This window comes from Micromonospora sp. WMMD736 (assembly GCF_049179015.1).
Taxonomy (GTDB): domain Bacteria; phylum Actinomycetota; class Actinomycetes; order Mycobacteriales; family Micromonosporaceae; genus Micromonospora.
On the sequence record NZ_JBMHMI010000001.1, the window covers coordinates 2,074,920 to 2,099,222 of the forward strand.

Sequence of the window (24,303 nt, forward strand, 5' to 3'; positions counted from 1 at the left end):
CTTCACCGCCGGCCGGCCGGCTTGTCGATCAGCCCCGTGAGAATGGCGGCGAGGTCCGCCACGTGCTCCTTCATGACCGAGAAGTGCTCACCCTTCGCCCGGTGCACCCCCAGCCCCGCGGTCCGCTCGCGCCACCGTTGGAGGTAGTCGTGGTAGCTCTGGCCGGCGCTGACGACCTCGTGCTCGCCCAGCGCCAGCTCGTCGCTGACGATCAGATCCAGGTGACCGGCGTACGGGCGGTCCCGGTAGGACAGCACCATCTCCATCACCTCCTCCCACATCCGCGCGGCGGGCAGCCACATCGTTCCCGCGCCGCGCTCGGGCAGCGTGATCCCGTCGTTGCCGACGATGTCGTCCACGATGTGTTCGAGCAGCGCCAGCGTCTCCTGCCGGAGCACCGAGGTGTCCTCGTCCGGCGGTGCCGCGTCGAGCCGCTCCAGGTTCGTCACACACTGCTTGATCAGCCCGTACTCCGACCAGAGGTGCTCCTTCTGCCAGGCGTCCTGCCCCGGGTCGAGCAGGATGAAGGTGACCTCCTCGCCTTCGGCCATCAGTCGGTTGGCCATCTCGGCGCTCACCCCGCTGCCGCCGCACCAGCTGAAGATCCGGTACGGCCCCTGCGGGATCGCCTCCCGCAACTCGGCGAGGTAGCGGGTCGCCATCTCCTCGGTCGACGGCACCGAGCCGGTCGACGGCTCGCGGCCCGGCCATTCGAAGGCGACCACCGGCAGACTCGGATCGAGGTGCTCGGCCAGTCGCCGGTACCAGTGCGCGCTGCCGCCGCCCGGGTGCACACACACCAGTGGCGGCTGGTCGCCGGTCCGGCGCAGCCAGAGCAACGCCGTGACCGGCTGCCGCTCGCCGTCGATCGACGCGGCGAGCGCCGCGAGCGTGCGGTGCTCGACGAAGGTTCGAACGGTCGTCTCGATGCCGTGCCGGTCCCGCAGCATCGCGATCACCCGCAACGTCAGCAGCGAGTGCCCGCCGAGGTCGAAGAAGTCGTCGTCACGGCCGACCCGGGGCAGGTGGAAGACCTCGGTCCAGACCTCGGCGACGGCCACTTCCGTGGGCGTACGCGGCGCGCTGTACTCCCGTACCGACGTTCCCGCTGCCGGCCGGGGCAGCGCGGCCCGGTCGAGTTTGCCGTTGTTGTTCAACGGGAGCCGGTCCAGGCGGACCCAGGCCGTCGGGACCAGGAAGCCGGGCACCCTGCTGCGCAGCACGTCACCGAGCCGGGCCGGGTCGGCCGGGCCGTCCTCGTCGAGCACGACGTACCCGACGAGTTGCTTGCCGCCGTCCACGCCCTGGTACGCCGCCGCCGCGGCGGCCCGCACCGTGGGCAGCTCGGCGATCGCGGCCTCCACCTCGCCCAGCTCGACGCGGTGCCCACGAATCTTCACCTGGTGGTCGCGCCGCCCGATGAAGTGGATCGTGCCGTCCGGGTCCTGGCGGACCATGTCCCCGGTGCGGTAGAGCCGGTTTCCCGGCGCGTGTCCGGACGGGTCCGGTACGAAGCGTTCGGCGGTCAGGTCCGGACGGCCCTGGTATCCGCGCGCGACGCCCGGACCCCCCAGCAGCAGCTCACCCGGCACGCCGAACGGAACAGGGTCGAGGTTCTCGTCGACGACGTGCACGTAGGTGTGATTGATCGGCTTCCCGATCGGAATGACGTCGGTGAGCGCCGGCAGTGGGATCCGTGGGTGGACGGTGGCGAACGTGGTGCTCTCGGTCGGGCCGTACCCGTTGCTGACCAGCACGCCGTGTTCCATCGCCCTACGCACCTGCTGCGGCGGCAGCACCTCGCCGCCGACCACCACTTCCCGTACCCCGGCCAATGCCTGCGGCCGGACGTCCATCATGGTGTTGAAGAGGCCGGTGGGCAGGCACAGCACGGTCACCCCGTGCCGGCGCAGGAGCTCGTCGAGCTCGTCGGCGGTCGGCGTTTCCGGGGCGACGACCAGCCGCGCCCCGTTGCACAGCGCGCCCCAGACCTCGAACGTCGACGCGTCGAAGGCGAGCGTGCCGGCTTGCAGCATGACCTGGTCGGCGTCCAGCTGCGCGTAGTCCTGGCCGTGCACCAGCCGTACGACGCCGCGGTGCGGGACCAGCACGCCCTTCGGACGTCCGGTGGACCCCGACGTGTACGTGAGGTAGGCGAGGTTCTCCGGTGACAGCGTCACCTGTGGCGCGGCGGTCGGCCGGCTGCCGTCCGACCACCAGTCGGAGTCCAGGGTCAGCGTGGTCAGCCCGGCACGCGCCGCGAATCGGTGGGCGTGCGTCGGTCCGCTCACCAGGACCTGGGCGCCGGAATCATCGAGGAGATACGCGATGCGGCCGTCCGGATACTTGGGGTCGAGCGGCAGGTAGCAGCCGCCGGCCTTGAGGATGCCGAGCAGCGCGACCACCGCGTCGATCCCGCGGTCCAGGCAGACGGCGACGGGCGTTTCCAGGCCGACGCCGTGCTCACGAAGCGCCAACGCCAACTGGTTGGCCCGGGCGTCGAGTTCGCCGTAGGTCAGGCGCGAATCGCCGCACTCGAGTGCGACGGCGTCCGGCCGGGCCTGCACCTGGGCCGCGAACAGGTCGGTGACGCACGCCTCGGGCAGGGCGGGCCAGTCCTGCTGCGGCTCGGTGAACCGCTGCGCCGGGGTCGAGTTGAGGTCGACCGGGTTCGCGCCGTCGTCGGCGATCATCGCGGTGAGCAGTTCGAGGAAGGTCTCACCCAGGGCGGTGAGCCGCTCCTGGGTCGCCCAGCCGGCCCGGCACTCCAGGCGCAGCTCGCCCGGGAAGGTCAACGTGACCAGGGTGAACTCGTTGGGGCTGTCGTCGACGACCGTGCCGAACACGTCCTGCTGTGCGTCGAGCACGTGGAAGTCGAGGTAGGAGAAGATGCTGCTGATCAGCGGCGTACCGGCGCCCCAGGAGCGCTGCATCGCGGGGATCGGGTAGCGCCGGTGCGGCCAGACGGCGAGCTCCTCGGCGAACACGGCGCGCACGAGGTCGCGCCAACGGGGCGTACGCAGGTCCACCGCGAACGGCACCGTGTTGAGGTACATCCCCATCACCTCGTCGCCGCGCAGCAGTTCGGGCCGGCCGTTGACGACCAGACCACTGAAGAACCGCCGCTGGCCGGTGATGACGCCGATCATCGCGAGGTGCGCGGTGTGCAGCACGGCCTTGAGCGAGGTCTGCGTCCGCGCGGCCAGCTCACGCAGCCCTGGTTCGAGATGCCGCCAGGGCATCCGCAGCTCCGGCACCGCGCCGTGGCCGGCCGGGGCGGTGTCCGCCGGCAACGCGATCCGCTCGTACTCGCCGACCCGGCTCCGCCAGAACCGTTCGTCCGGCCCGGCCGACAGCGATCGCCGTTCCAACCTGACGAAGTCGGCGTACCGCCCCGGGGGCGGGGGCTTCAGCGCATCGGGGTCCGCGTCCCGGATCGCCCGGTAGGTGTCCCGCAGCTCGGCGATGAGGGAGTGGTGGCTCCAGCCGTCCAGGATGGCGTGGCACTCGGTGTGGGTCAGCACCCACGTCCGCTCCCCGGTGCGGTGCACGTGCCAGCGCAGTTGCGGCGCGTGATCGATGGGCAGCATCGCCAGCTTCATCGTCTCCCGGTACCGCTCGAGGATGTCCTGCTGCTCGGCTTCCGGCAGCTCGCGCAGATCGTCGAAGCCCACCTCGACCCGCGCCTCGGCGTGGACGAGCTGCATCGGCTGGGTGTAGCCGGACACGTCGAACGTGGTGCGCAGAATCTCGTGCCGGTCGACCAGCCACTGCGCGGCCTGCTGCAGCGCGGCCAGCGAGAACGGGCCGTCGTCGACGATGTCGAAGCTGGTGACGTTCTGGTATGCCGGGTGCGAGCCGTTGACCAGCATCTCGTACACCATGCCGGCCTGCACCTGACCCATCGGGTAGGCGTCCACCAGGCCGTCGGGGAGCCGGTCACGGTCGGCTGGTTCGAGTTGCTCGAACGGGCCGACCGGCGGCTCGTCCGCACCGGTCGCCGGCCGGTCGGCGAGCGTCGCCAGCTGCGCCGCGGTCTGGTGCGTGAAGATGTCCTGCACCGACAGGTTCAGCCCGCCCCGGCGCAGGGTTCCGATCGCGCGGATGGCACGGATCGAGTCACCCCCGACGTCGAAGAAGCGGTCGTGCACACCGACCCGTTCGATGCCCAGCGCCGCCGCGAGCGCCTCGGCGACGACGCCTTCGGCCTCGGTGCGGGGCGCGACGTACGCTCCGGCCGCCCAGGCGCGGCCAGGTGTCGGGGCCGGCAGCGCTCGCCGGTCGGTCTTTCCGCTGGTGGTCAGGGGCAGCGCGGGCAGCAGCTGCCAGTGGCTCGGGATCATCGCCGCGGGCAGTCGAGAACGCAGGAACGACGCCACGTCGCTCACCTCGATGCCGGCGTCCGTGTCCCGGGCGACGAGGTAGCCGACGAGCTGGCCGTCGTGCACCGCGACGGCGACCGCGGACACTCCCGGGTGCTCCGCCGCCACCGCCTCGATCTCGCCGAGTTCGACGCGGTGCCCACGGATCTTCACCTGGTCGTCGAGCCGGCCGAGGTAGTCGATCCGGCCGTCCGGCAGGTACCTCGCCAGGTCACCGGTGCGGTACAGCCGCCCTCCCCCGCCGGACTCCTGGAACGGGTCGGGAACGAACCGCTGTGCCGTGAGCCCCGGGCGGCCGAGGTATCCGCGGGCCAACTGCACGCCGCCCAGAAGCAGCTCACCCGGCACTCCGATCGGAACCGGCCGCAGGTTCTCGTCGACGATGTAGGTGCGCGTGTTGGCGATCGGCCGTCCGATGGTGACCGGCGTCTCGGGCACGCACCGCACCGCGGTGACGTCGACGGCCGCCTCGGTCGGCCCGTAGAGGTTGTGCAGCTCGCAGCCGATCCGCTCGTGGACGGCGGCGACCAGGTCGGCGGAGAGCGCCTCGCCGCTACAGATCATCCGGCGCACCGACGGCAGCGGCCCGAACGACTCCGCCAGGAACACCCGCAGCATCGACGGTACGAAATGCAGGGTGGTGACCTGCTCGGTGGCGATCAGGTCGGCCAGGTAGTGCGGGTCGCGGTGGCCGTCGGGCCGGGCGATCACCAGCGTGGCCCCGGTGATCAGCGGCCAGAAGAACTCCCACACCGAGACGTCGAAGCTGTACGGGGTCTTCTGCAACACCCGGTCGGAGTCGTTCAGCCGGTAGGCGTCCTGCATCCAGCGCAGCCGGTTGACGATCGCGCGGTGGGTGACCGTGACGCCCTTGGGCCGGCCGGTCGAGCCGGACGTGTAGATCACGTACGCCGGGTGGTCCGGACCCGCCGGGGTTGTGCTCGCCGGCGCCGATCCGCTGCCGGTGATGGCCGGTTCGCCGTCGGTGAGCACGATGGTGACACCGGCGTCGGCACACATGTAGTCCCGGCGCTCGGCCGGGTGGTCCGGGTCCAGCGGCAGGTAGGCGCCGCCGGCCTTCTGGATCGCCAGCAGGGCCACCACCAGCTCGATACCGCGTCGGCGGCACACGCCGACGATCGACTCCGGCCCGACGCCCGCGTCGACGAGGTGCCGCGCCAGTCGGTCGGTCCGCCGGTCCAGCTCGGCGTAGGAGACATCCTCGCCCTCGAAGCGGAGGGCGACGGCGTCCGGGGTCTGGGCGACCTGTCGCGCGAACAGCTCCGGCAGGGTGCCGCTCGGGTACGCCACCTCGGTCTCGTTCCACGTCCGCACCACCTGCTCCCGCTCCGCCGGTGGGGACTCGACCAGCTGGCTGATCGGTGTGTCCGGCGTGGCCGCGATCTTGCCGACGAGGGTGGTGAAGTGGCTCGCGAACCGCTCGACGGTGTCCCGGTCGAACAGCGTGGTGGCGTAGTTCAGGAAGCCGGTGAGGGTGCCGTCGGGCTGGTCGACGACCACCAGGGTCAGGTCGAACTTGGCGTCGCTCTCGCCGACCGGCAGTTCCTCGGCGCGTAGTTCGCCGACGCGGCGGGCCGTGGAGTCCCCGCCGGCCCACAGGAACATGGTCGAGAACAGCGGGGTCCGGGACGCGTCCCGGACCGGGGCCAGCTCGTCCACGAGCCGTTCGAACGGGAGTTCCTGATGGGCGTAGGCGCCGAGCGCCATCTCCTTGACCCGCCGGAGCACCTCGCGGAAGGTCGGGTCGCCGGACAGGTCGGTGCGCAGCACCAGCGTGTTGAGGAACAAGCCGATCAGGTCCTGCACCTCGGCCCGGTCGCGACAGGCCACCGGGGTGCCGACCGTGATGTCGTTGCTCCGGGCGAACCGGCCCAAGGTGACCGCGTACACGCCCATCAGCACCATGAACGGCGTCGCGCCGGACTGGCGGGCGAGTTCGTGCAGGGCTCGGGCGTCCGACGCGGACACCGCGAACGGGACCAGGTCGCAGGCGCTGTCCCGGACCTGTGGGCGGGGCCGGTCGAGCGGCAGTTCCACCGCGGTGACGCCGGCCAGCGCCTGCCGCCAGTAGTCGAGCTGACGGTCCAGCTTGGCACCGGACATCGCGTCGCGCTGCCACGCGGCGAAGTCCGCGTACTGCACCGGTAGGGGCGCCAGCGGGGACGGCCCGCCGGTCAGCGCGGCGGTGTACAACCGGTCGAGCTCACGCCACAGCACCTGCTCGGACCAGCCGTCGAAGGCGATGTGGTGCAGGGTCACGACCAGCGCGTGCTCCTCGTCGGCCAGCCGCGCGAGGGTTCCGGTCAGCACCGGGCCGGTCGCCAGGTCGACGGGGGCCCGGTCGTGGGTCATCCAGCCGGCGATCCGTTCGTCCTGCGCGGCCGGGTCGAGGCCACGCAGGTCCACCTCGTGCAGCGTGGCCGGCTGCGGAGGGTCGATCACCTGGCCCGGTTCACCGTCGACGACCACGTAGCGGGTGCGCAGCACCTCGTGCCTGGCCACGATCGCGTCCAGCGCCGCCCGCAGCGCGCCGGCTTCCAGCGGCCCGTGCAGGCGCAGGCCGGCGCTGGCCAGATACTCCGTACCGCCCGGCCGGACCTGGTCGAGAATCCACAGCCGGCGCTGCGCGAACGACAGCGCGGGCGGCGTCTCACGCGAGACCCGGCTGATCCCCTCGTCCGACGCGGCGGTCGCGGCACCTCCGAGCCTGCGCCGAAGCAACTCCGCACGCAGGCCGATCCGATCGATTGTCTCAGTCACAGGGCACCATCCTGGGAGAGCAGTTCGCTCATCTGGGCGTCGGTCAACTCGTCGAGTTCCGCCGTGATCAGGTCGGTCACCACCACCGCCAGCTCGGCCACGGTGGTCACCTCGAACAGGCAGCGCAGCGGGACCTCCACGGCGAAGGCCGCCCGCAGCCGGGCCAGGACCCGGGTGGCCAGCAACGAGTGGCCACCGAGCCCGAAGAAGTCGTCATCGACGCCGACCCGGTCGACGCCGAGGACGTCCGACCAGATCCCGGCGATGGTCTCCTCCGCCGGGTCCCGCGGCGCCACGTACCCGCGAACGCCGTCGACCTCGGACGGCTTCGGATCTGGCAGCGCCGCCCGGTCGACCTTCTTGCTCGGTGACAGCGGCAGGGCCGTGACGGTGACCCAGGCCGACGGGATCATGTACGAGGGCAGCGACTCCCGCAGGTACGCCCGCATCTCGTCGAGGTCGGGTCCGGTGTCGTGCGGCCACTCCAGGTAGGCGACGAGCCGCTTGTCGCCGGGTCCGACGTCCTTCGCGACGACGGCAGCCGCGGACACCGCGGGGTGCCTGGCCAACGCGGCTTCGATCTCGGCGAGTTCGATCCGGAAGCCCCGAATCTTCACCTGGGTGTCAAGGCGGCCGAGGAAGTCGACAGCGCCGTCCGGCCGGAGCCGCACCAGGTCGCCGGTGCGGTAGAGGCGCGCTCCCGGTGCGGTGGCGAACGGATCGGGCACGAACCGCTCCGCGGTCAGCTCCGGCCGGTCGTGGTAGCCACGGGCCAGGCGCACGCCGCCGAGGTACAGCTCGCCGGGTGCCCCCACCGGGAGCGGACGCAGCTCCGCGTCGAGCACGTACACCCGGGTACCGGCGGCCGCGCGGCCGATGTGCAGGGTGGCCGTGCCACGCTCGTCGGCGAGATCGCCCGACACGGGGTTGAACATGCAGGTGACGGTCGCCTCGGTCGGCCCGTAGGTGCAGAGGAACCGGCCGGGCAGGCCGGTCGCCGCCCAGCGTCGGGCGTCGTCGACGGTCACCACGTCCGAGCTGATGTTGATGGTCTTCAGCGCGGTGAGCCCGTCCACGCCGGACTCCATCATCTCCCGGTAGTACGCCGGCGTGATCTCCATGATCGTCACGCCGTACCGCGCCAGCTTGACCGGCAGCTCGCTGGGCGTCCAGAAGACCGGATCGCTCACCACGATCGTGGCGCCGGCGGCCACGGTGGCGCCGATCTGGTCCATCGCGACGTCGAAGGTGAGTGCCGAGAGCAGCACGACCCGTTCGCCCGCGCGGATGCCGTACTGGTCGGCGACCACCCGGCAGTGGTGCGCGTACGCCCGATGCGAGATCATCACGCCCTTGGGGCGGCCGGTCGACCCGGACGTGTAGATGATGTACGCGAGGTTGTCCGGCACGGTGACCGACGCCGGGTCGGCCGTTGGCCGGCCGCTCGCCCGGTCCCCCTCGCCGACGACCAGCACCGGCCGGTCGTGCCCGGCGACCCGGTCGGCGAACGCGCCGGTGGTCACCACCAGGTGCGCTCCGGCGTCGGCGAGCATGTAGCGCAGCCGCTCCGGGGGATGTTCCGGGTCGAACGGCGCGTACACCCCGCCGGCCTTGAGCACCGCCAGCAGCACCACGACCGGTGCGATCCCGCGCTGGAGGCACGAGCCGACGACGACCTCCGGACCGACCCCCATCGCACGGAGCTGGTGCGCCAGCTCGTTGGCTCGGGCGTTCAGCTCGGCGTAGCCGAGCCGTTCGGCGCCGAACACCACGGCGGTCGCCTCCGGAGTCCGGGCCGCCCACTGTTCGAACAGTTGCGATACCGAGAGGTGCCGTTCGCCGGGCGGGTCGAGCAGGTCCAGCCGGTCCGCGTCGGGGTCCGCCCAGCGGTGCACGATCGTGTGGCGTTCGTCGGCCGACAGCAGATCCAGCTCGCTGATCCGGGTCTGCGGGGCGGCGGTCACGCCGCCCAGCAGGCGTAGGTACTGGCCGGCGAGGCGTTCGATCGTCGAGCGGTCGAACAGCGCTGTGGCGTACTCGAACCAGCATTCCAACCGGCCGTCCGGCTGCTCCATCACGGACAGGGTGAGGTCGAACTTGGCCACCGACAGGCCGCTGTCCAGGCCGGTCGCGGCGCACCCGGCGAGGGTGGACGCCGCGTTGCCGGCACCGGTGTGCTGTACCTCGAACATGATCTGGAACAGCGGGTTGCGGGACAGGTCGCGGTCCGGTTGCAGGGCGTCGACGAGGTGTTCGAACGGCACCTCCTGGTTGGCGAACGCCTCCAGGGCGCTGCGGCGGACCCGGTCGACCAGGTCGAGGAAGGTCGGGTTCCCGCCCAGGTCGGCCCGGACCACGAGGTTGTTGACGAAGAAGCCGACCAGGTCCTCGGTCTCCGGCCGCGTCCGACCGGCGACCGGGGTGCCGATCGCGATGTCGGTGCGGCCGGTGTGGCGGCTCAACAGCACGTCGAACGCGGCCAGCAGCACCATGAACAGGGTTGCGCCGGACTGGTTGCCCAGCTCGCGTACCGCCGCTCCGGTGGTCTGTGGGATGTCGACGATCAGCATCTCGCCGCGCAGGTCACGCCCAGGCTGACGGGGCCGGTCGGGGGTCAGCTCGACCGGCGCGAGCCCGGCGAGACGGTTTCGCCAGTGCTCGATCTGGTTGCCGATGGTGCCGTCGGCCTGCCGGTCGCGTTGCCAGGCGGCGAAGTCGGCGTACTGCACCGCGAGCGGCTGCGGCGACCAGGGGGTACCGGCGAGCCCCGCGGCGTACGCCTCGTTCAGCTCGCGCAGGAAGATGCCCAGCGACCAGTTGTCGAAGGCGATGTGGTGCAGGGTGATCGCGACCAGGTGTTCGTCGGTCGCCGTGTGCACGACCGTGACCCGCAGCGGACGCTCGTGGGTGAGGTCGAACGGCCGGGCGCTCACCGCCTCGATGATCGTCCTGGCGCGCTTCGCGGCGTCCGCGGCGCCGGTCAGGTCCACCACGTCGAACGGGACCGGACCGGGGGGATCCACGAGTTGCAGCGGGACACCGCTGTCCCCGACGTAGCGGGTGCGCAGCACCTCGTGCCGGGCGCTGACCTGCTCCACCGCGCGGCGCAGCGTCGCGGTGTCCAGCGTTCCGGTGAGGTGGTACACCATCGGGACCAGGTATTCCGCGCTGCCCGGTTCGAGCTGGTCCAGGAACCACAGTCGTTGCTGGCCGAACGAGGTCGGCAGGGTGCCGTCGCGGGGTACGGGCACGATCTGCGGCTCGCTGTCGGGTGTCGTGCCCGCGTCGATCGCCGCGGCGACCCGCTCCACGGTCCGTCCTTCGAACAGGGTGGCCACCGTCAGCTCCAGCCCGAACCTGCGGCGCAACCGGTGCGCGAGCCGGATCGCCAGCAGCGAATGCCCGCCAAGCGCGAAGAAGTCGTCGGCGACGCCGACCCGTTCGACCCCGGTCAGCTCGCCCATGAGGGTGGCGACGGCCCGCTCGGTCTCCGTTCGCGGGGCGCCGTGACCGGTGGCCACGTCATCGGGCTCGACGTGATCCGGGTCGTCGCCGGGTGGGCGGCCGCCGGGGGACGGCAGCGCCGACCTGTCGACCTTTCCGTTGGGCAGCGACGGTAGCGCGGCGAGCGGGACGATGCTTGCGGGAACCATCGCGGCGGGCAGCCGGGCGCCGAGGAATCCCGACAGCTCGTCGGTCGCCACGATCGTCCCGGCGGTCGGCACCACGTAGCCCGCGAGTTCCAGGTCACCGGTGACGGACCGGTAGGAGGTGACCACGGCCGCCGCGACCGACGGATGCGCCCGGAGCGCGGCCTCCACCTCACCGGGTTCGACCCGCACCCCCCGCACCTTGACCTGCGCGTCGAGGCGGCCGACGAACTCCAGGACCCCGTCGTCACGCCACCTGGCGAGGTCCCCGGTGCGGTACCACCGCTGGCCGGGCCGGGTGGCGAAGGGATTCGGGGTGAAGCGTTCGGCGGTGAGGTCGCCGCGCCCGGCGTAACCGCGGGCGAGGCCGACACCGCCGATACGCAACTCACCCGGCACGCCGATGGGCGCGAGCCGGCCGGCGGAATCCACCACGTACAGGTCGACGCCGGGTAGCGCGGCACCGATCGGAACCGTACCGTCGGTCTCGCCACGCGCGTAGCGCCACGCGGTCACGTCGATCGAGGACTCGGTCGGTCCGTAGGTGTTGTACAGCTCCACCTCCCGCACGCCGAGCAGTCGCTCGCACAGTTCGGTCGGCAGCGGCTCGCCGGCCGAGCACACCAGCCGCAGCGCGTCGCAGGCGGCCAACTCCGGCTCCTCGACCACGGTGCGCAGCACGGACGGGACGAGTTGCACCACGGTGATCCGGTACGCGGCGAGGGCGCCGACCAGCACGGCGGTGTCGCGGTGCGCGTCCTGCGGGGCCATCACCACGGAACCGCCGGACACCAGCGGCGCCAGGAACTCCCACATCGACGCGTCGAACCCGATGGTCGTCTTCTGGAGTACCCGGTCGGAAGCGGTGAGCCCGAGCCGGTCCACCGCCCACAGCACCCGGTTCCGGATCCCGCCGTGACTGATCACGACGCCCTTGGGGCGACCGGTGGAGCCGGACGTGTACATGACGTAGGCGGCGTTCGCGGCGTCGAGCGCCACCGGCGGCGGTGGCGTGGCGCGGGCGATGTCGTCCCACTGCTCGTCGAGCACCACCACGGGGGTCTGCCGCGAAATCCGCTGTCGCAGCGCCGTGTCGGTGAGCACCAGTTCGACGCCCGCATTCTCGATCATGAACTCGAGTCGCTCGTCGGGCAGGTCGGGTGCGAGCGGGACGTAGACCGCGCCGGCGGTGAGCGAGCCGAGCAGCGCGACCACGAGATCGGTACCGCGGTGCAGGGCGACGCCGACGGCGGTTTCCGCGCCGACTCCGCGACTGCGCAGGAAGCCGGCCAGGTCGTCCGTCCTGGACCTCAGCTCGGCGTAGGTCAGCTCGGTGTCACCACAGACGACGGCCACCGCGTCCGGCGTGGCCTCGGCCTGCACCCGGAACAGGTCCGGCAGCAGGGCGTCGGTCGTTGCATATGGTGCCGGGTGCCAGCCGAGCAACTGCCGCTGTTGTGCGGCCGCCACGGTCGACACGTCGCGCAGCGGCGTCTCCGGTGCCGCCGCCAGGTTCTCCAGCAGCGCCACGTAGTTGTCGGCCATCCGCTGGATCCGCGCCCGGTCGAAGAGCGCGGTCGGATAGGTGATCCGGGCGACCCAGGATCCGTCGGGCTCCTCGGTCATCTGGAGCGACATGTCGAAGGTGGCACTGCGTACGGGGGTCGGCACCCAGTCGACCTCGATGCCGGGCAGACTCAGCGGCTCCCCCTGGCCGTTCAGGACCGCGAACCCGACCTGGAAGAGCGGGTTGCGGGACAGGCCGCGATCCGGCGACAGTTCGGCGGCCAGGCGTTGCAGGGGTACGTCCTTGTGCTCGAAGGCGTCCAAGGCCGTCTCGCGGACCCGGCCGAGCAACTCGACGAAGGTGGGATCGCCGGACAGGTCGGTCCGCAGCACCACCGTCTGCGCGAGCGAGCCGATCACCGGCTCCAGCTCGATCCGGTTCCGCCCGCTGGTCGACACCCCGACACCGAAGTCGAGCTGGTCCGTGTAACGGCTGATCAGGAGCTGGTAGGCGGCCAGGAACACCATGAACGGGGTCGCTTGGGCGGCGCGTCCCACGGAGCTGATCCGGGCCGCCAACGGGGCCGGCACCGCGAACGCCACCACGTCGCCGGCCGACTCCCAGGCGGCGGGGCGCGGCCGGTCCGTGGGCAGTTCCAGTGACGGCAGTCCGGCCAGTCGCTCACGCCAGTAGTCCAGGTGTCGGACGAACGCCGCGTCGTTCGCGTCCCATCGGTTCCGTTGCCAGTCGGCGAAGTCGGCGTACTGGAGCTCCAGCGGCTTCAGCGGCGACTTCTCGCCGGCGGCATGGGCGGCGTAGAGCACGCCCAGTTCCCGGGCGACGATGCCCAGCGACGGGCCGTCGAAGGCGATGTGGTGCACCACCAGCATCAAGATCGCGTCGGTGCGGGAAAGCTGCACGAGGGTCAGCCGCCAGGGGGCCGATGCACGCAGGTCGATCGGTGTGGTGACCGCCGCCTCGGCGATCTCCCGTACCCGTCGGTCCTGTTCAGCAGCCGGGTGCCCGGTGAGGTCCACCACCGTGAGGTCGGCCGCCGCCGGCTCGTCGATGATCTGCACCGGCTGTCCGTCAACCGTCGAGTACCGGGTGCGCAGAATGTCGTGCCGGCCGGCGATGTCGGTGAAGGCGGCGGTCAGCGCCGCCCGGTCCAGCGGCCCGCGCAGCCGGAACCCCCAGTGCAACAGGTACTCCTGCGTGCCGGACCGGACCTGGTCGAGAAACCACAGCTGCTCCTGCTCGAACGACAGTCGGAGCTGGTTGCCGGTTTCGAGGGTGTCAGTCATGCGCGCACCTGCTGCTTCGTCGCTAGGAAATCGTCAAATGTGGTGCCCAGGCCGCGGCCCGACGCCGTACGGCGGACCAGGTCGGCCACTGCCAGATCCAGGCAGCCGAGTCCGAACGGGGAGAACACCGTCACGGCTTCGTCGCTTCTGACGTACCGCTGACCGGCCACCAGGACTTCGCCGAGCGAGGCGGCGATGAAGTCGCGATGGCCGGCTTCCTGTTGGGCCAGGTCCAGGGAGGTCGCGGCCCGGCACACGTGGTCCGCGTCGTCGACGATGTTCACGCTGGAACGGATCGAGTCGGTGGTGAGGTCACGCAGGGACAGATGCAGCACCAGCGTTCCCGGCCGGCAGTGCTCGGTACCCAGGTGCGGGGCGCTCGCCGTCGTAGCCAGGCACACCAGCTTGTGGCGGGACATGGCGTCAGCCGCGTTCTCGGCCACGTCGATTTTCAGCATCGGCCAGACCGACCGCGCGTCGGCGGCGAAGGATTGCGCCCGTTCGGCGCTGAGGTCGTACAGGGTCACCGTGTCCAGCGTCGGCAGCACGGTGCGCAGATACCTCAGCACCTCGAAGTTGATCGGACCGCAGCCGACGAGCGTCACCGCGGATTCCGGGCTGGACGAGGAGAGCGTGGACGCCGCCAGGGCGGCGCTCGCGGCCGTACGCCCGGCCGAGATCGCCGACGCTTCGAGGATCGCCTCCGGCACGCCCGTGTGTACCGAGTTCAGGATCATCACGGCCGAGGCCCGCTGCATCCCCCGGTCGAGGTTGCCGGGGAAGGACGACACCCACTTCACCCCGCAGGTCGGCGTCTCACCTCCCAGATAGGCCGGCAGCGCGATGATCCGCTCGCGCTCACCGTCGGGGAAGCGGAGGAAGACCGACTGCGGTACGCGGGTACGGCCCAACGCGTGCGACCGGTACGCCGCCTCCACCGCGGACACCACATCGCGCTCGCCACCGTCGAGGACGGAACGGACCTCGCCTGCTCCGAGAATCAACATGGCGCCACCTCCAGGTCGGGCTTGGTCCACAGGTGCGACACGTCACCGAAGTACGTCATGACCCAGTCGTCGTCGTAGATGGTGTCGAGGTACCGCTCACCGCGGTCGGGAAAGACCAGAGCGCAGGTGGCCCCGGGTCGGATCTGGTCGCGCATCTGTTCCATGGCCGCCACGACGGCACCCGACGAGCCACCGACGAGAATCGCCTCGCGGGCGGCCAGGCGGCGGCACGCCACAATCGCGTCGAGATCGTCGACTCGGACGACGATGTCGGCCAGATCGCCGCGGTACAGCTTCGGACGCACCGAAGCGCCGTGGCCGGGAATCATCCGCCACCCCACCGCCGGGCCGAATATCGCACTGCCCAACGCGTCCACCGCCACGATGGTCACCGGCAGTTGGTGTGCCCGGATGTATTCGGCGCATCCCCGCAGCGTGCCGCAGGAACTCGTGGCACAGAACAGGTAGTCGATGTCCGGCAGGGCCCGCACGATCTCTCGTACGGTCGTACGGTGTGCCTGCGGGTTGAGCGGGTTCGAATACTGGTCCGGGCAGTAGGCGTGATCGATCGTGGCGACGAGTTCACGCACCCGACGGATGCGGACGGGCAGGTACTCTCCGGTGGCCGGATCGACATCGGTGACCACCTCGACCTGCGCGCCCAGCGCCCGCATGATGGCGATGTTGTCCTTGTTGCTGCGCGGGTCCACGACGCAGATGAAGCGGATCCCGTAGTACCCGCAGACCTGCGCGAGCCCGATTCCGAGATTGCCGGAACTGGACTCGATCACCACCGATCTTCCGGGTACGAGCCGCCCGTCGTGTATGCGTTCGCGCAGCATCTCCAGCGCCGAGCGGTCCTTGATACTGCCGCCCGGATTGTGCGACTCCAACTTCGCGAACGTCCTGAACGGACTCTCGGGGTCGAGCTTCACCAGCTCGACGATCGGTGTCGCTCCGATGGTCGCCAGCACTCCTGACCCGGTGGGGGTTTGTTCGGTCATAGAGCCGCTCCTCGAATTGCATCCGCCGCGATGCGCCTACTACGAGATTCCTCCGCACCATCGGGACAGCGCAGGGAAGAACATGCAGACCCACCGGTTGACGCCGGCAGCAGTTCTGCCGGAGGTTCTTCTGTCTTCTTCGTACCGCTGCCGCCGGCCGCGGCGTTTCCACCCGAAACGATCACCACCGCACGGCCGGCAGATCCGCGCCGTAGCGCGCCGGCCAGCGCTGCCGCACCGCTCGGTTCCGCGCTGACCCCGGCTCGGCCAAGGACACCCAGCGCGTGGGTGATCGCCTCGTCGGTCACGCCGATCAGGTCGTCGACCCGGTGCCGAATGATCGGCCAGGGAACCGCACCGGGTCGTTGGCCGCGCAGGCCGTCGGCGATCGTCCTGGACGGTGGCAGCTCGGTCGGCGCACCCCGGGCAACGGAAACGGCGTAGCGGCGTGCGGACATCGGCTCCACCCCGACGACCCGCACCCGCCGGGACAGCGCCGACGCCGCCAGGCAGACGCCGGCCAGCAGGCCACCACCGCCGGTCGGTACGAAGATCGTCGTGACGCCCGGCACCTGTTCGAGCACCTCGAGCCCGACCGTGCCGGCCCCGGCCACCACCAGCTCGTCGTCGGAGGACGGCACGAAGACCGCCCCGGTCGTCGCGGCGATGTCCGCGGCCCGGCGGTCGCGCTCGACCACGCCGCCGGTCACGTGGACCACGCTGGCGCCGAGTGCCCGGATCGTGCGGGCCTTGCCGTCGCTGGCGCCGGCAGCCATCACGATCGTCACCCTGATGCCCAACGTGGCGCCGAGCATGGCGACGGCGATGCCGTGGTTACCGGAGGAACCCGCCACCACCTCGTCGGCGTACCGGGTGAGCATCGCGTTCGCCGCGCCCCTGATCTTGAAGGAGCCGCCGCGCTGGCGGTGCTCGGCCTTGACCAGCACCCGCGAATCCAACGGCAGCACCGGAGTGCGATCCACCAGGCCGGTGATCCGGTCGGCGGCCAGGCGCACGTCGGCGAGGGTGGGCCCGACACGTGTCGTCCTCATGGCCCGTCCACGGTGACCGCCTTGCGGTCGGTCTTGCCGCTGACCGTCGTCGGTAGGCGGTCGATCCGGACGAACCGTCGCGGGACCATGTAGTGGGGCAGCGTCATCGCCAGGTGGGCGCGCAGCGCCGCGTCCGTCACCTGCACCGACGCGGCGGCGACGTGCGCGACGAGGAAGACCCGGCCACCGGCATCGGTACCCGCGGTGACCACCGCGCCGGCGACGGCGGGGTGGGCCAGCAGCGCGCCCTCGATCTCGGCCGGGTCGATCCGGTAGCCCCGGACCTTGATCTGCCGATCGATCCGGCCCAAATACACGAGGCCACCGTCGGGCAACCGACGCGCCAGGTCACCGGTGCGGTACATGCGCGCGCCGGGCACGCCGTGTGGGTCCGGCAGGAACCGGTCCGCGGTCAGCCCCGGCCGGCCGCTGTACCCGCGCGCGACACCACACCCACCGATCCACACCTCGCCGACACCGCCCTCCGGCACGGCGTGCAGCTCGTCGTCGAGCAGATGCGCGCGCACACCGTCGATCGGTGTCCCGATCAGGTCGACCGTCGTGTCCGGGACCGGCGGCACGGCGAAGCGGGTCGCGGTCATCGTGGTCTCGGTCGGGCCGTACTGGTTGATCATTCGTCCGGGTACCTGGTCGCGGCCACCGGCGACGAGGAACGGTCGCAGCGACTCACCGCTGGACACGGTCAACCGCAGGTCGGGCAGAGCGCTGCCCCGCAGCGACGTCAGGAAGGTCGGGGTGGCCGACAGGATCGTGTTCACCCCCCACCTGCGAAGGGCCGCCACGAACTCACCCGCGCGCAACAGGGTGGAGCGCGGCACCAGGACCACCTGCCCGCCGGCGACGAGCGGGGCGAACGTGTCGCGGATCGAGGCGTCGTACCCGAACGGCGCGAGTTGCAGCACCACGGTGTCCGGACCGAGTTGGTAGTCGTCGACGATGAACCGTAGGTAGTTGGTGACGCCGCGGTGCTCCAGCAGTACCGCGTTCGGCGGCCCGGACGAACCGGAGGTGTGACTGACGTAGGCCAGCGATCGGGGCGACAACGGTCGCAGGGGCGCCGGCGCGTCAGGCGCGTCGACGAACACGGTCGGGCCGTCGATGGCGAGGTCGTGCTGCACGGCCCGGGCCGGTGTGGTGACCAGGAACCGGGCCTGGGCGGTGCGGACCATCGCCGCCAGTCGCCGATCGGGCAGCTCGGTGTTGAGGGTGAGGAAGGCCCCGCCGGCCCGAAGCACGGCCGCCATCGCGATGACGGCCTCCGGGCCCCGGTCGACCATGACCGCGCAGACCTGCTCCGGTCCGACGCCGCGGGCGACCAGCGCCCGGGCCAGCCGGTCGGTCCGGGCGGCGAAATCCTCGTAGCACAGGGCGGTGTCCGGGGTGACGATCGCCGGTGCGTCGGGCCGGGTGGTGGCGTGGGTCAGGATGTCGTCGAGAAACGTGGTCACAACCCCGCTCCGCCGCTCGGCCGGTCGACGCCGCACCACTCCAGGACCGCCCGGGCGCTGTGGTACTTGTTCTCGGCCTGGGCGAAGGCGATGCTGTCGGGCCCGTCGAGTACCGCCCCGGTCACCTCCTCGCCCCGGTGCGCCGGCAGGTCGTGCATGAACACCGCGCCCGGGCAGGCCGCCATCAGAGCCTCATCCACCTGGAACGGGGCGAACTCGGAACGCCAGTCGGGCGTCGCCTTCGTCGAACCCGTGGTCTGCCAGCGGGTCGTGTAGACGACGTCCACCGGTGGCAGACCCGACAGGTCGTGCCGCTGTTCGACCCGCGCGCCGCTACGCCGGGCGGACACCGCCGCCTGGTCGAGGTATCGCTGCTCCACGCCGTACCCGGGCGGGGTACGCAGGTGCAGTTCGGTGCCGGGGTACCGGGACAGCGCGAGGGTCAGCGCCGAGGCGGTGTTGTTGCCCTCCCCCACGTACAGCACCCGTACGCCCTCGACCCGACCGAAGTGCCGGACGATCGTGGTGAGGTCGGCGAGGGCCTGAGTCGGGTGTTCGACGGCACTCATCGCGTTGATCACCGACATGCGCTTCTGCGCGGCGTACGCCCGAAGCTCGGACTCCGGCCCGGCGGTGCGGGCGACCAGGAGGTTGAGCATGCCGGAGAGCACCGCGCCGGTGTCCTCCACCGACTCGCCGGTGCCCAGTTGCAGGTCGTTCGGGCCGTACGTGATCAGGCCGGCGCCGAGACGCAGCGCACCGGCGGAGAACGCGGTCCGGGTACGGGTGGAGGTCTTGCGGAACAGCACGCCGACGACCGCCCCGGACAGGGGCTGGTCGGCTCCCGCGGAGCCACGCGAGTACTCGGCGCCGCGCTGGACGATCCAGCGCAGTTGGTCGTCGGAGAGGTCGTCGATGGAGATCAGATGGCGTCGCTCGGTCATGCCGAGCCCCCTTCCAGGTGGCGATCGGCCGTGACCCAGAGCCTGCGGAAGGTACGGGCAGTCGAACAGGGACGGAGCCGCACGACGCGTCTGCGTGTTCGTCTCTATGGGCGGCACACGTGGGCCGGCACCATCGGCCTCAGCTATTCGGATCACCCGACCATGCCGGAGGGGTCATGACTGACGACGGTGTCTACCGCGTCGTGCGCAACGACGAGGAGCAGTACTCGATCTGGTGGGCCGACCGGGAGCTGCCGCTCGGCTGGACCGCCGAAGGGACGTCCGGGTCGAAGCAGGAGTGCCTGGACCACATCGGGAAGGTGTGGTCGGACATGCGGCCGCGAAGCCTGCGGGAGCAGATGGCCCGGGTCTGACGGCCGACGTCCGTACCGCACGCCGCCCCGCCCCGCCCCACGTGGCGTGTGGCGGGGCGGCAGCACAACGTTCCGTCGCCGAGGGCCGGCAGCTCAGGGCCGTGGACGCGGGCAGCTACATCGACGCGACTCCGAAACCGTCATGGACGGGCAGCTCCAACTTTGAGGAGACATCATGATGGCCCCGACTATCGAGTCAGAGGTCCGTAGTTACTGCCGAAGCTGGCCGATCGTGTTCGACCACGGGCGTGGCGGCCGAATGTTCGCCGACGACGGCCGCGCCTACCTCGACTTCTTTGCCGGCGCGGGCGCCCTCAACTACGGCCACAACCATCCGATCCTCAAACGAGCCCTGCTGGACTACCTGGAGCGGGACGGGGTCACCCACAGCCTCGACATGCTGACCGCCGCCAAGCAGGACTTCCTCGCCGAATTCGCATCGCAGGTACTCGCCCCCCGCAGCCTGGACTACCGTGTGCAGTTCACCGGACCCACCGGTACGAACAGCGTCGAGGCGGCACTCAAACTCGCCCGCAAGGTGACCGGACGCCACACCGTCGTCGCCTTCACCGGCGCCTTCCACGGCATGTCACTCGGCTCGCTGGCCGTCACCGGAAACGCCACCTTGCGCGCGGGTGCCGGCATCCCACTCGGAAACACCTGGCGTGTCCCGTACGACGGCTTCGCCGGTGACCAGGTCTCCGGGCTCACCCTGCTCGACACCATGCTCGCCGACAGCAGCAGCGGAATGGACCTACCGGCCGCCGTCATCGTGGAGACCGTGCAGGGCGAAGGCGGCGTCAACCCGGCCCGCGCGATCTGGCTCGCCGACCTCGCCGAACTGTGCGCCCGCCGCAAGGTGTTGCTGATCGTCGACGACATCCAGATGGGCTGCGGTCGCACCGGCCCGTTCTTCAGCTTCGAGCACGCCGGAATCACTCCCGACATCGTCTGCCTCTCCAAGTCCATCAGCGGGTACGGCCTGCCCATGTCCCTTACGCTCTTCCGTCCCGAACTCGACGTGTGGCAACCCGGCGAGCACAACGGCACCTTCCGCGGCAACAACTTCGCCTTCGTCACCGCGGCGGCCGCGCTGAAGGAATTCTGGGTCGACAGCAAACTGGAGAAGCAGACAGCGGAACGGGACATCCTGCTTGAGGCGAGGCTGGCGGAACTCGCCGGTCGGCACCGGGCGCAGGCAGTGACGTCACGCGGCCGGGGCCTGGTGTGGGGTCTGGCCTTCCGGGAACCGCAGCTGGCCCGACGGGTCGCCCAGGAGGCGTTCGCTCGTGGGCTGCTGGTGGAGATGTCCGGATCCGCCGACGAGGTGGTGAAGCTGATGCCGCCCCTGACCTTGACCGATGAGGAACTGGCCGAGGGCCTCGACATCCTGGAGCAGTCGGTGACGGCAGCGGTCGACCGCTGAGGCCGGGATCCCGGGTGCGTCGGCAGCCAGAGACGCGGTGCCGCCACACCGGTGAACGACAATATCGACGTAGGGCGAGGCTCCCGGTAAGGCAGCAGTCGACCGAGATCGACGCCCCAACCGGGAGCCTCGCTGTTGTCCTACCCTGTTGTCCTACCCTGCTGTCCTACCCTGCTGTCCTACCCTGCCGCGATTCCCCTGTCCGACCTGATCCGCGACCGCCGAACGCAGGTGGAGAATCGCGCAGCGCTCGGCTGGCGGCTCAACAGGTTTGACCCGAGTACCAGGCGTTGGATACGGCGTTGGCGCCGCCGATGTCCCACGTTCCCGGGCCGATGCACCAGCTCCAGTCGTTACGGGGCCACGTCGCGTCGACGTAGATGATCACATGGGTGCTCCCGCAGTGGTTGTACCAGGCCGTCACCGCGTCTTCGTAGTAGCCGCAAACCTCCGCGGTGACGCCCTCGCTGCCGGGCCTGGCCTGCTCCGAAACCGCGGTGGTTTCGGGTTGGGACAGGCGGGAGCCGACGCCCGGACTTGCCTGTGCCACGGTCCCGGACAGGGTGAGTGCGCCGAGGATCGCGGTCACTGTCGAGATCCGAAACGCCGTTCTGTGCCACATTTTCACAATGCTCTCCTGTCAGCCGCCGCTGCGGCCTGGATGATGCTGCTGGCTGCATGAAGTGATCGATGTACTTCCTCGCGCTCCCTCCATCGCGAAAACACGCTCAAGTGAACCTTCTTCCGTAAGCCGGAATCAGATTCAACCCGCACTGAGCGGGCTTCCTGCGATAAGAGTGCAGGCCACAGCCAGGTCTGTCGTTACGGGTGAGCGCACAGGTCTTTAGTCTGCGCGCACTCTCGCGCACTGCTCGCGGAACTGGCGCGGCGAAAGGCTGTAGGCGCTGCGGAACGCCTGGCTGAAGTGCGCCGGGCTGGTGAACCCCCACTGGGCGGCGATCGCGTGGATCGGGCGCGCGCCCAGTTGGGGGTTGGCGAGGTCGCGTCGGCACTGCTCCAGGCGCCGCTCGCGGACCCAGCCGGCGACCGTGCGCCCTTCCTCGTGGAACAACTTGTGCAGGTATCGCAACGAGATGTGATGCGCTGCGGCGATCGCGTCCGGTGTCAGGCGCGGATCGCCCAGATTCTCTCGGACGAAGGCGTGGATCTGCGCCATCAACGCTCGCCGTTGGGTGTGGGAGGGCACCGCGCCTTGGACGTCCAGCGCGTTGGCCAGTGCCGCTGTCAACACGTCAATGGTGAGGGTGGACAGCCGGGCGGCGTCCAACGGACTGAGCTCGTCCATGTGCCGGGCAAGGCGCAGCAGGAATTGTGAAGACAACGCGCCGATGCCCTGGGCGCCAGGGATGCGAGCTGCGCTCAGGCGCCGCAACTCCCGAGGGGGCAACGGCAGTAACGAGCGCGGGAAGCGCAGGAGCAGCAGCTGACTGACCGGCGCATCGGGGGTGAATTCGGCAACGTAGGGTCGGGAGGTGTCATAGAGTATCAGGTCCCCCACGCCGAAATCTGTGCGCTGGCCGTCTTGCGTGATCATGCCGCCACCGCGCACAAGGCAACCCAGCTTGAACACCTCGGGATCGGCCTGCCGAATGAGCTTGGGAGTACGGTGGACCGAGTGCGGCATCGTGGTCATTAATGTCGCCTGCACAGGACCGAACTCGCTGATTCCGACCTGGGCGCGAAATGCGGGCTCCCACTGCGATTCGCAGCGCAAATCGTAGGGCACCCAGAGCTTCGAGTTTACCTCGCGCCAAAAGGAGAACCCGTCTTCAACCGGGACCTCGGTGGTGCTGACTACGTCCATGACTCACCTTCGCGCTGTCGCCGCAGGGGTCAGACCATGATAGCTTGACGTCGATATAGCGGCGTTGCGATGTTATGGCGCGAGTCAGGCTCTTCATCGTGAGGGACTATGACTCCGCACATTGTGTAGTGGGCGGACCGCGGCAGGAGCGGGGTGATGTCGGCGTCTTCAGGCCGTCGGTGCCCCAAGGTCGTTGCGGCCCGTGCGATACCACGATCTGGGCGTCGTGCCGCTTCCAATCGCATTTGTCGGGAACCTGCCGGGCGTTGGTGTTATCAGCGGGTGCCGAACGCCGGTCAGCGCAGTGTCAGCTCGAAGCACCCCCACCCGTCGCCGGCCTGCGCGACGAGCTTCCAGGTTCCGGCGACCGGCAACGGGATGCCGCTGGGGTACATCACCTGCCCGGCGTCGTTGGTCGCCAGTGAGCCGGCGCTGTAGATCTCGGTGCGGCCGCCCAAGGTCGCGGTCACGGTGAGCGCGGCATTGAGCTGAGGGCGGGCCGGCAACCAGAACAGCTTGCCCAGGTCGGGGCCCAGGTCAGGACGCCACTGCCGGCGGTACTCCACGAAGTCCCCGGCGATGAAGTCGCCCGAGCGCACCAGCGTGGCGTCGCCGGGCACCGCGACGCACTCGCGGCGGGCGCTGCCGGGCAGGCTCTGCTGGAAGGCCGGCACCGGCGGCGACGCGGTCGGCGACGACGGCATCGGCGCCGACCCGGCCGGCGAGGCCGGGCCGGCGGCGGGCGGGGCTGGTGCAGTGCACCCACAGAGCACCAGTGCCACGACGAACAGCGGGACTGCTCGCACAGCGTTGCCTCTCTCCTCGGGCGGCCGGGTCCAGATCGAGACCCGGCTGCTCCAACAGGCCATGAGCGTCGCGGTCGTGATGCTTTGCGTCGGCGGGGAGGCGGCCCGGCCCAGCATGTGCACCGCTCCGGTCGCGGGGTCGAGCACGCCGATCAGCGGCGTCCGGGCGCCGGTCACCAGGAGGCCACCGGCGGCGGTACTGCCGAGCACCGACCAGCCGTCGAAGCGCGCGTCGACCCGCCCGGTCGCGGCGTCGAGGACCAGGCCGCCCGGCGTGGACCGGGTGGCGAGCATGCGGCCGTCGCCGAGCGGACCCAGCGCGGTCCAGCCGGCCAGCCACCACCGCACGCCGCCAGTGTCCGGGTCCAGCGCCGTGACGCCGTCCGCGCCGGTGCGGCACACCAGGCCGCCGCACCACTGGAGCTGGACACCGTCCGGCTCGGCCGGATGCCGCCACAGCTGCCGGCCGGTCGTCAGGTCGAACACGGCGCTGCCCACCGGCTTCCCCTGGTCGGCCTGGTACACCAGCACCCGCTCCGCGGCAACGTCGAAGCCGTCGACCTTTCCGGGTCGCTCAAGCGTGACGGTCCGCACGAGCGCGCCGGTGTCGGCGCGATGCACCCGCAGGGGCCAACACGAAGACGGTGTGGCCGTCGGAGCGGACGTCGACGGTACCGTCGGACGGCAGGACCAGCGAAGGCTTCAACGGTGCCGCAGCGTCGGCCCCGCCCACGAACGCCAGCACGCCGACGACCACCAGGGCCGGGAACCA

12 protein-coding genes are annotated in these 24,303 nt (G+C 70.6%); 2 read left to right on the forward strand and 10 right to left on the reverse strand.

The genetic code is table 11. The features are described from left to right. Nucleotides 1–2 precede the first annotated feature (2 nt). From ACN269_RS08765 to ACN269_RS08795, 7 genes are read right to left on the reverse strand one after another with little or no spacing between them, the layout of a single operon-like run. Nucleotides 3–7,163 (reverse strand): amino acid adenylation domain-containing protein, encoded by a 7,161-nt coding sequence (locus ACN269_RS08765; RefSeq protein WP_421471965.1) that lies wholly within the window; start codon nucleotides 7,161–7,163, stop codon nucleotides 3–5. Continuing rightward, nucleotides 7,160–13,624 carry an amino acid adenylation domain-containing protein gene (locus ACN269_RS08770; RefSeq protein WP_421471966.1) on the reverse strand — a complete coding sequence of 2,155 codons (6,465 nt, stop codon included), beginning with the start codon at nucleotides 13,622–13,624 and terminating at the stop codon, nucleotides 7,160–7,162. The genes ACN269_RS08765 and ACN269_RS08770 overlap by 4 nt, the downstream gene beginning before the upstream one ends. After that, the gene (sbnB, locus tag ACN269_RS08775) at nucleotides 13,621–14,631 is read right to left on the reverse strand and encodes a 2,3-diaminopropionate biosynthesis protein SbnB (protein ID WP_421471967.1); all 1,011 of its coding nucleotides are present in this window, start codon (nucleotides 14,629–14,631) and stop codon (nucleotides 13,621–13,623) included. Before sbnB ends, ACN269_RS08770 begins: the two co-directional genes overlap by 4 nt. Further along, a complete protein-coding gene (sbnA, locus tag ACN269_RS08780) occupies nucleotides 14,625–15,635 on the reverse strand; it encodes a 2,3-diaminopropionate biosynthesis protein SbnA (RefSeq protein WP_421471968.1) in 1,011 nt (336 codons plus the stop codon). The genes sbnB and sbnA overlap by 7 nt, the downstream gene beginning before the upstream one ends. Then, a complete protein-coding gene (locus ACN269_RS08785) occupies nucleotides 15,632–16,687 on the reverse strand; it encodes a threonine ammonia-lyase (RefSeq protein ID WP_421471969.1) in 1,056 nt (351 codons plus the stop codon). The genes sbnA and ACN269_RS08785 overlap by 4 nt, the downstream gene beginning before the upstream one ends. After that, the gene (locus ACN269_RS08790) at nucleotides 16,684–18,156 is read right to left on the reverse strand and encodes an amino acid adenylation domain-containing protein (protein ID WP_421471970.1); all 1,473 of its coding nucleotides are present in this window, start codon (nucleotides 18,154–18,156) and stop codon (nucleotides 16,684–16,686) included. The genes ACN269_RS08785 and ACN269_RS08790 overlap by 4 nt, the downstream gene beginning before the upstream one ends. Continuing rightward, on the reverse strand, nucleotides 18,153–19,100 hold the full coding sequence (locus ACN269_RS08795) for an ornithine carbamoyltransferase (protein ID WP_421471971.1): 948 nt from the start codon (nucleotides 19,098–19,100) through the stop codon (nucleotides 18,153–18,155). The genes ACN269_RS08790 and ACN269_RS08795 overlap by 4 nt, the downstream gene beginning before the upstream one ends. 176 nt (nucleotides 19,101–19,276) lie before the next feature. On the opposite strand from ACN269_RS08795, the gene ACN269_RS08800 reads away from it, so the two are divergent. Both ACN269_RS08800 and ectB read left to right on the forward strand, forming a co-directional pair. Continuing rightward, a complete protein-coding gene (locus tag ACN269_RS08800) occupies nucleotides 19,277–19,474 on the forward strand; it encodes an MbtH family protein (protein WP_421471972.1) in 198 nt (65 codons plus the stop codon). A gap of 175 nt (nucleotides 19,475–19,649) precedes the next feature. Beyond that, complete coding sequence (gene ectB / locus ACN269_RS08805) at nucleotides 19,650–20,900, forward strand: diaminobutyrate--2-oxoglutarate transaminase (protein ID WP_421471973.1); 1,251 nt, start codon at nucleotides 19,650–19,652, stop codon at nucleotides 20,898–20,900. A 262-nt stretch (nucleotides 20,901–21,162) separates the two neighbouring features. On the opposite strand, the gene ACN269_RS08810 is transcribed toward ectB, so the two are convergent. The 3 genes from ACN269_RS08810 to ACN269_RS08820 all read right to left on the reverse strand — a co-directional run bounded on the left by ACN269_RS08810 (nucleotide 21,163) and on the right by ACN269_RS08820 (nucleotide 24,152). Next, on the reverse strand, nucleotides 21,163–21,489 hold the full coding sequence (locus ACN269_RS08810; protein ID WP_421471974.1) for a DUF6355 family natural product biosynthesis protein: 327 nt from the start codon (nucleotides 21,487–21,489) through the stop codon (nucleotides 21,163–21,165). A 255-nt stretch (nucleotides 21,490–21,744) separates the two neighbouring features. Next, nucleotides 21,745–22,725, reverse strand: a complete 981-nt coding sequence (locus tag ACN269_RS08815) for a helix-turn-helix domain-containing protein (RefSeq protein ID WP_421471975.1) — start codon at nucleotides 22,723–22,725, stop codon at nucleotides 21,745–21,747. 296 nt (nucleotides 22,726–23,021) lie between these two features. Continuing rightward, complete coding sequence (locus ACN269_RS08820; RefSeq protein ID WP_421471976.1) at nucleotides 23,022–24,152, reverse strand: hypothetical protein; 1,131 nt, start codon at nucleotides 24,150–24,152, stop codon at nucleotides 23,022–23,024. Between the last annotated feature and the right edge of the window lie 151 nt (nucleotides 24,153–24,303).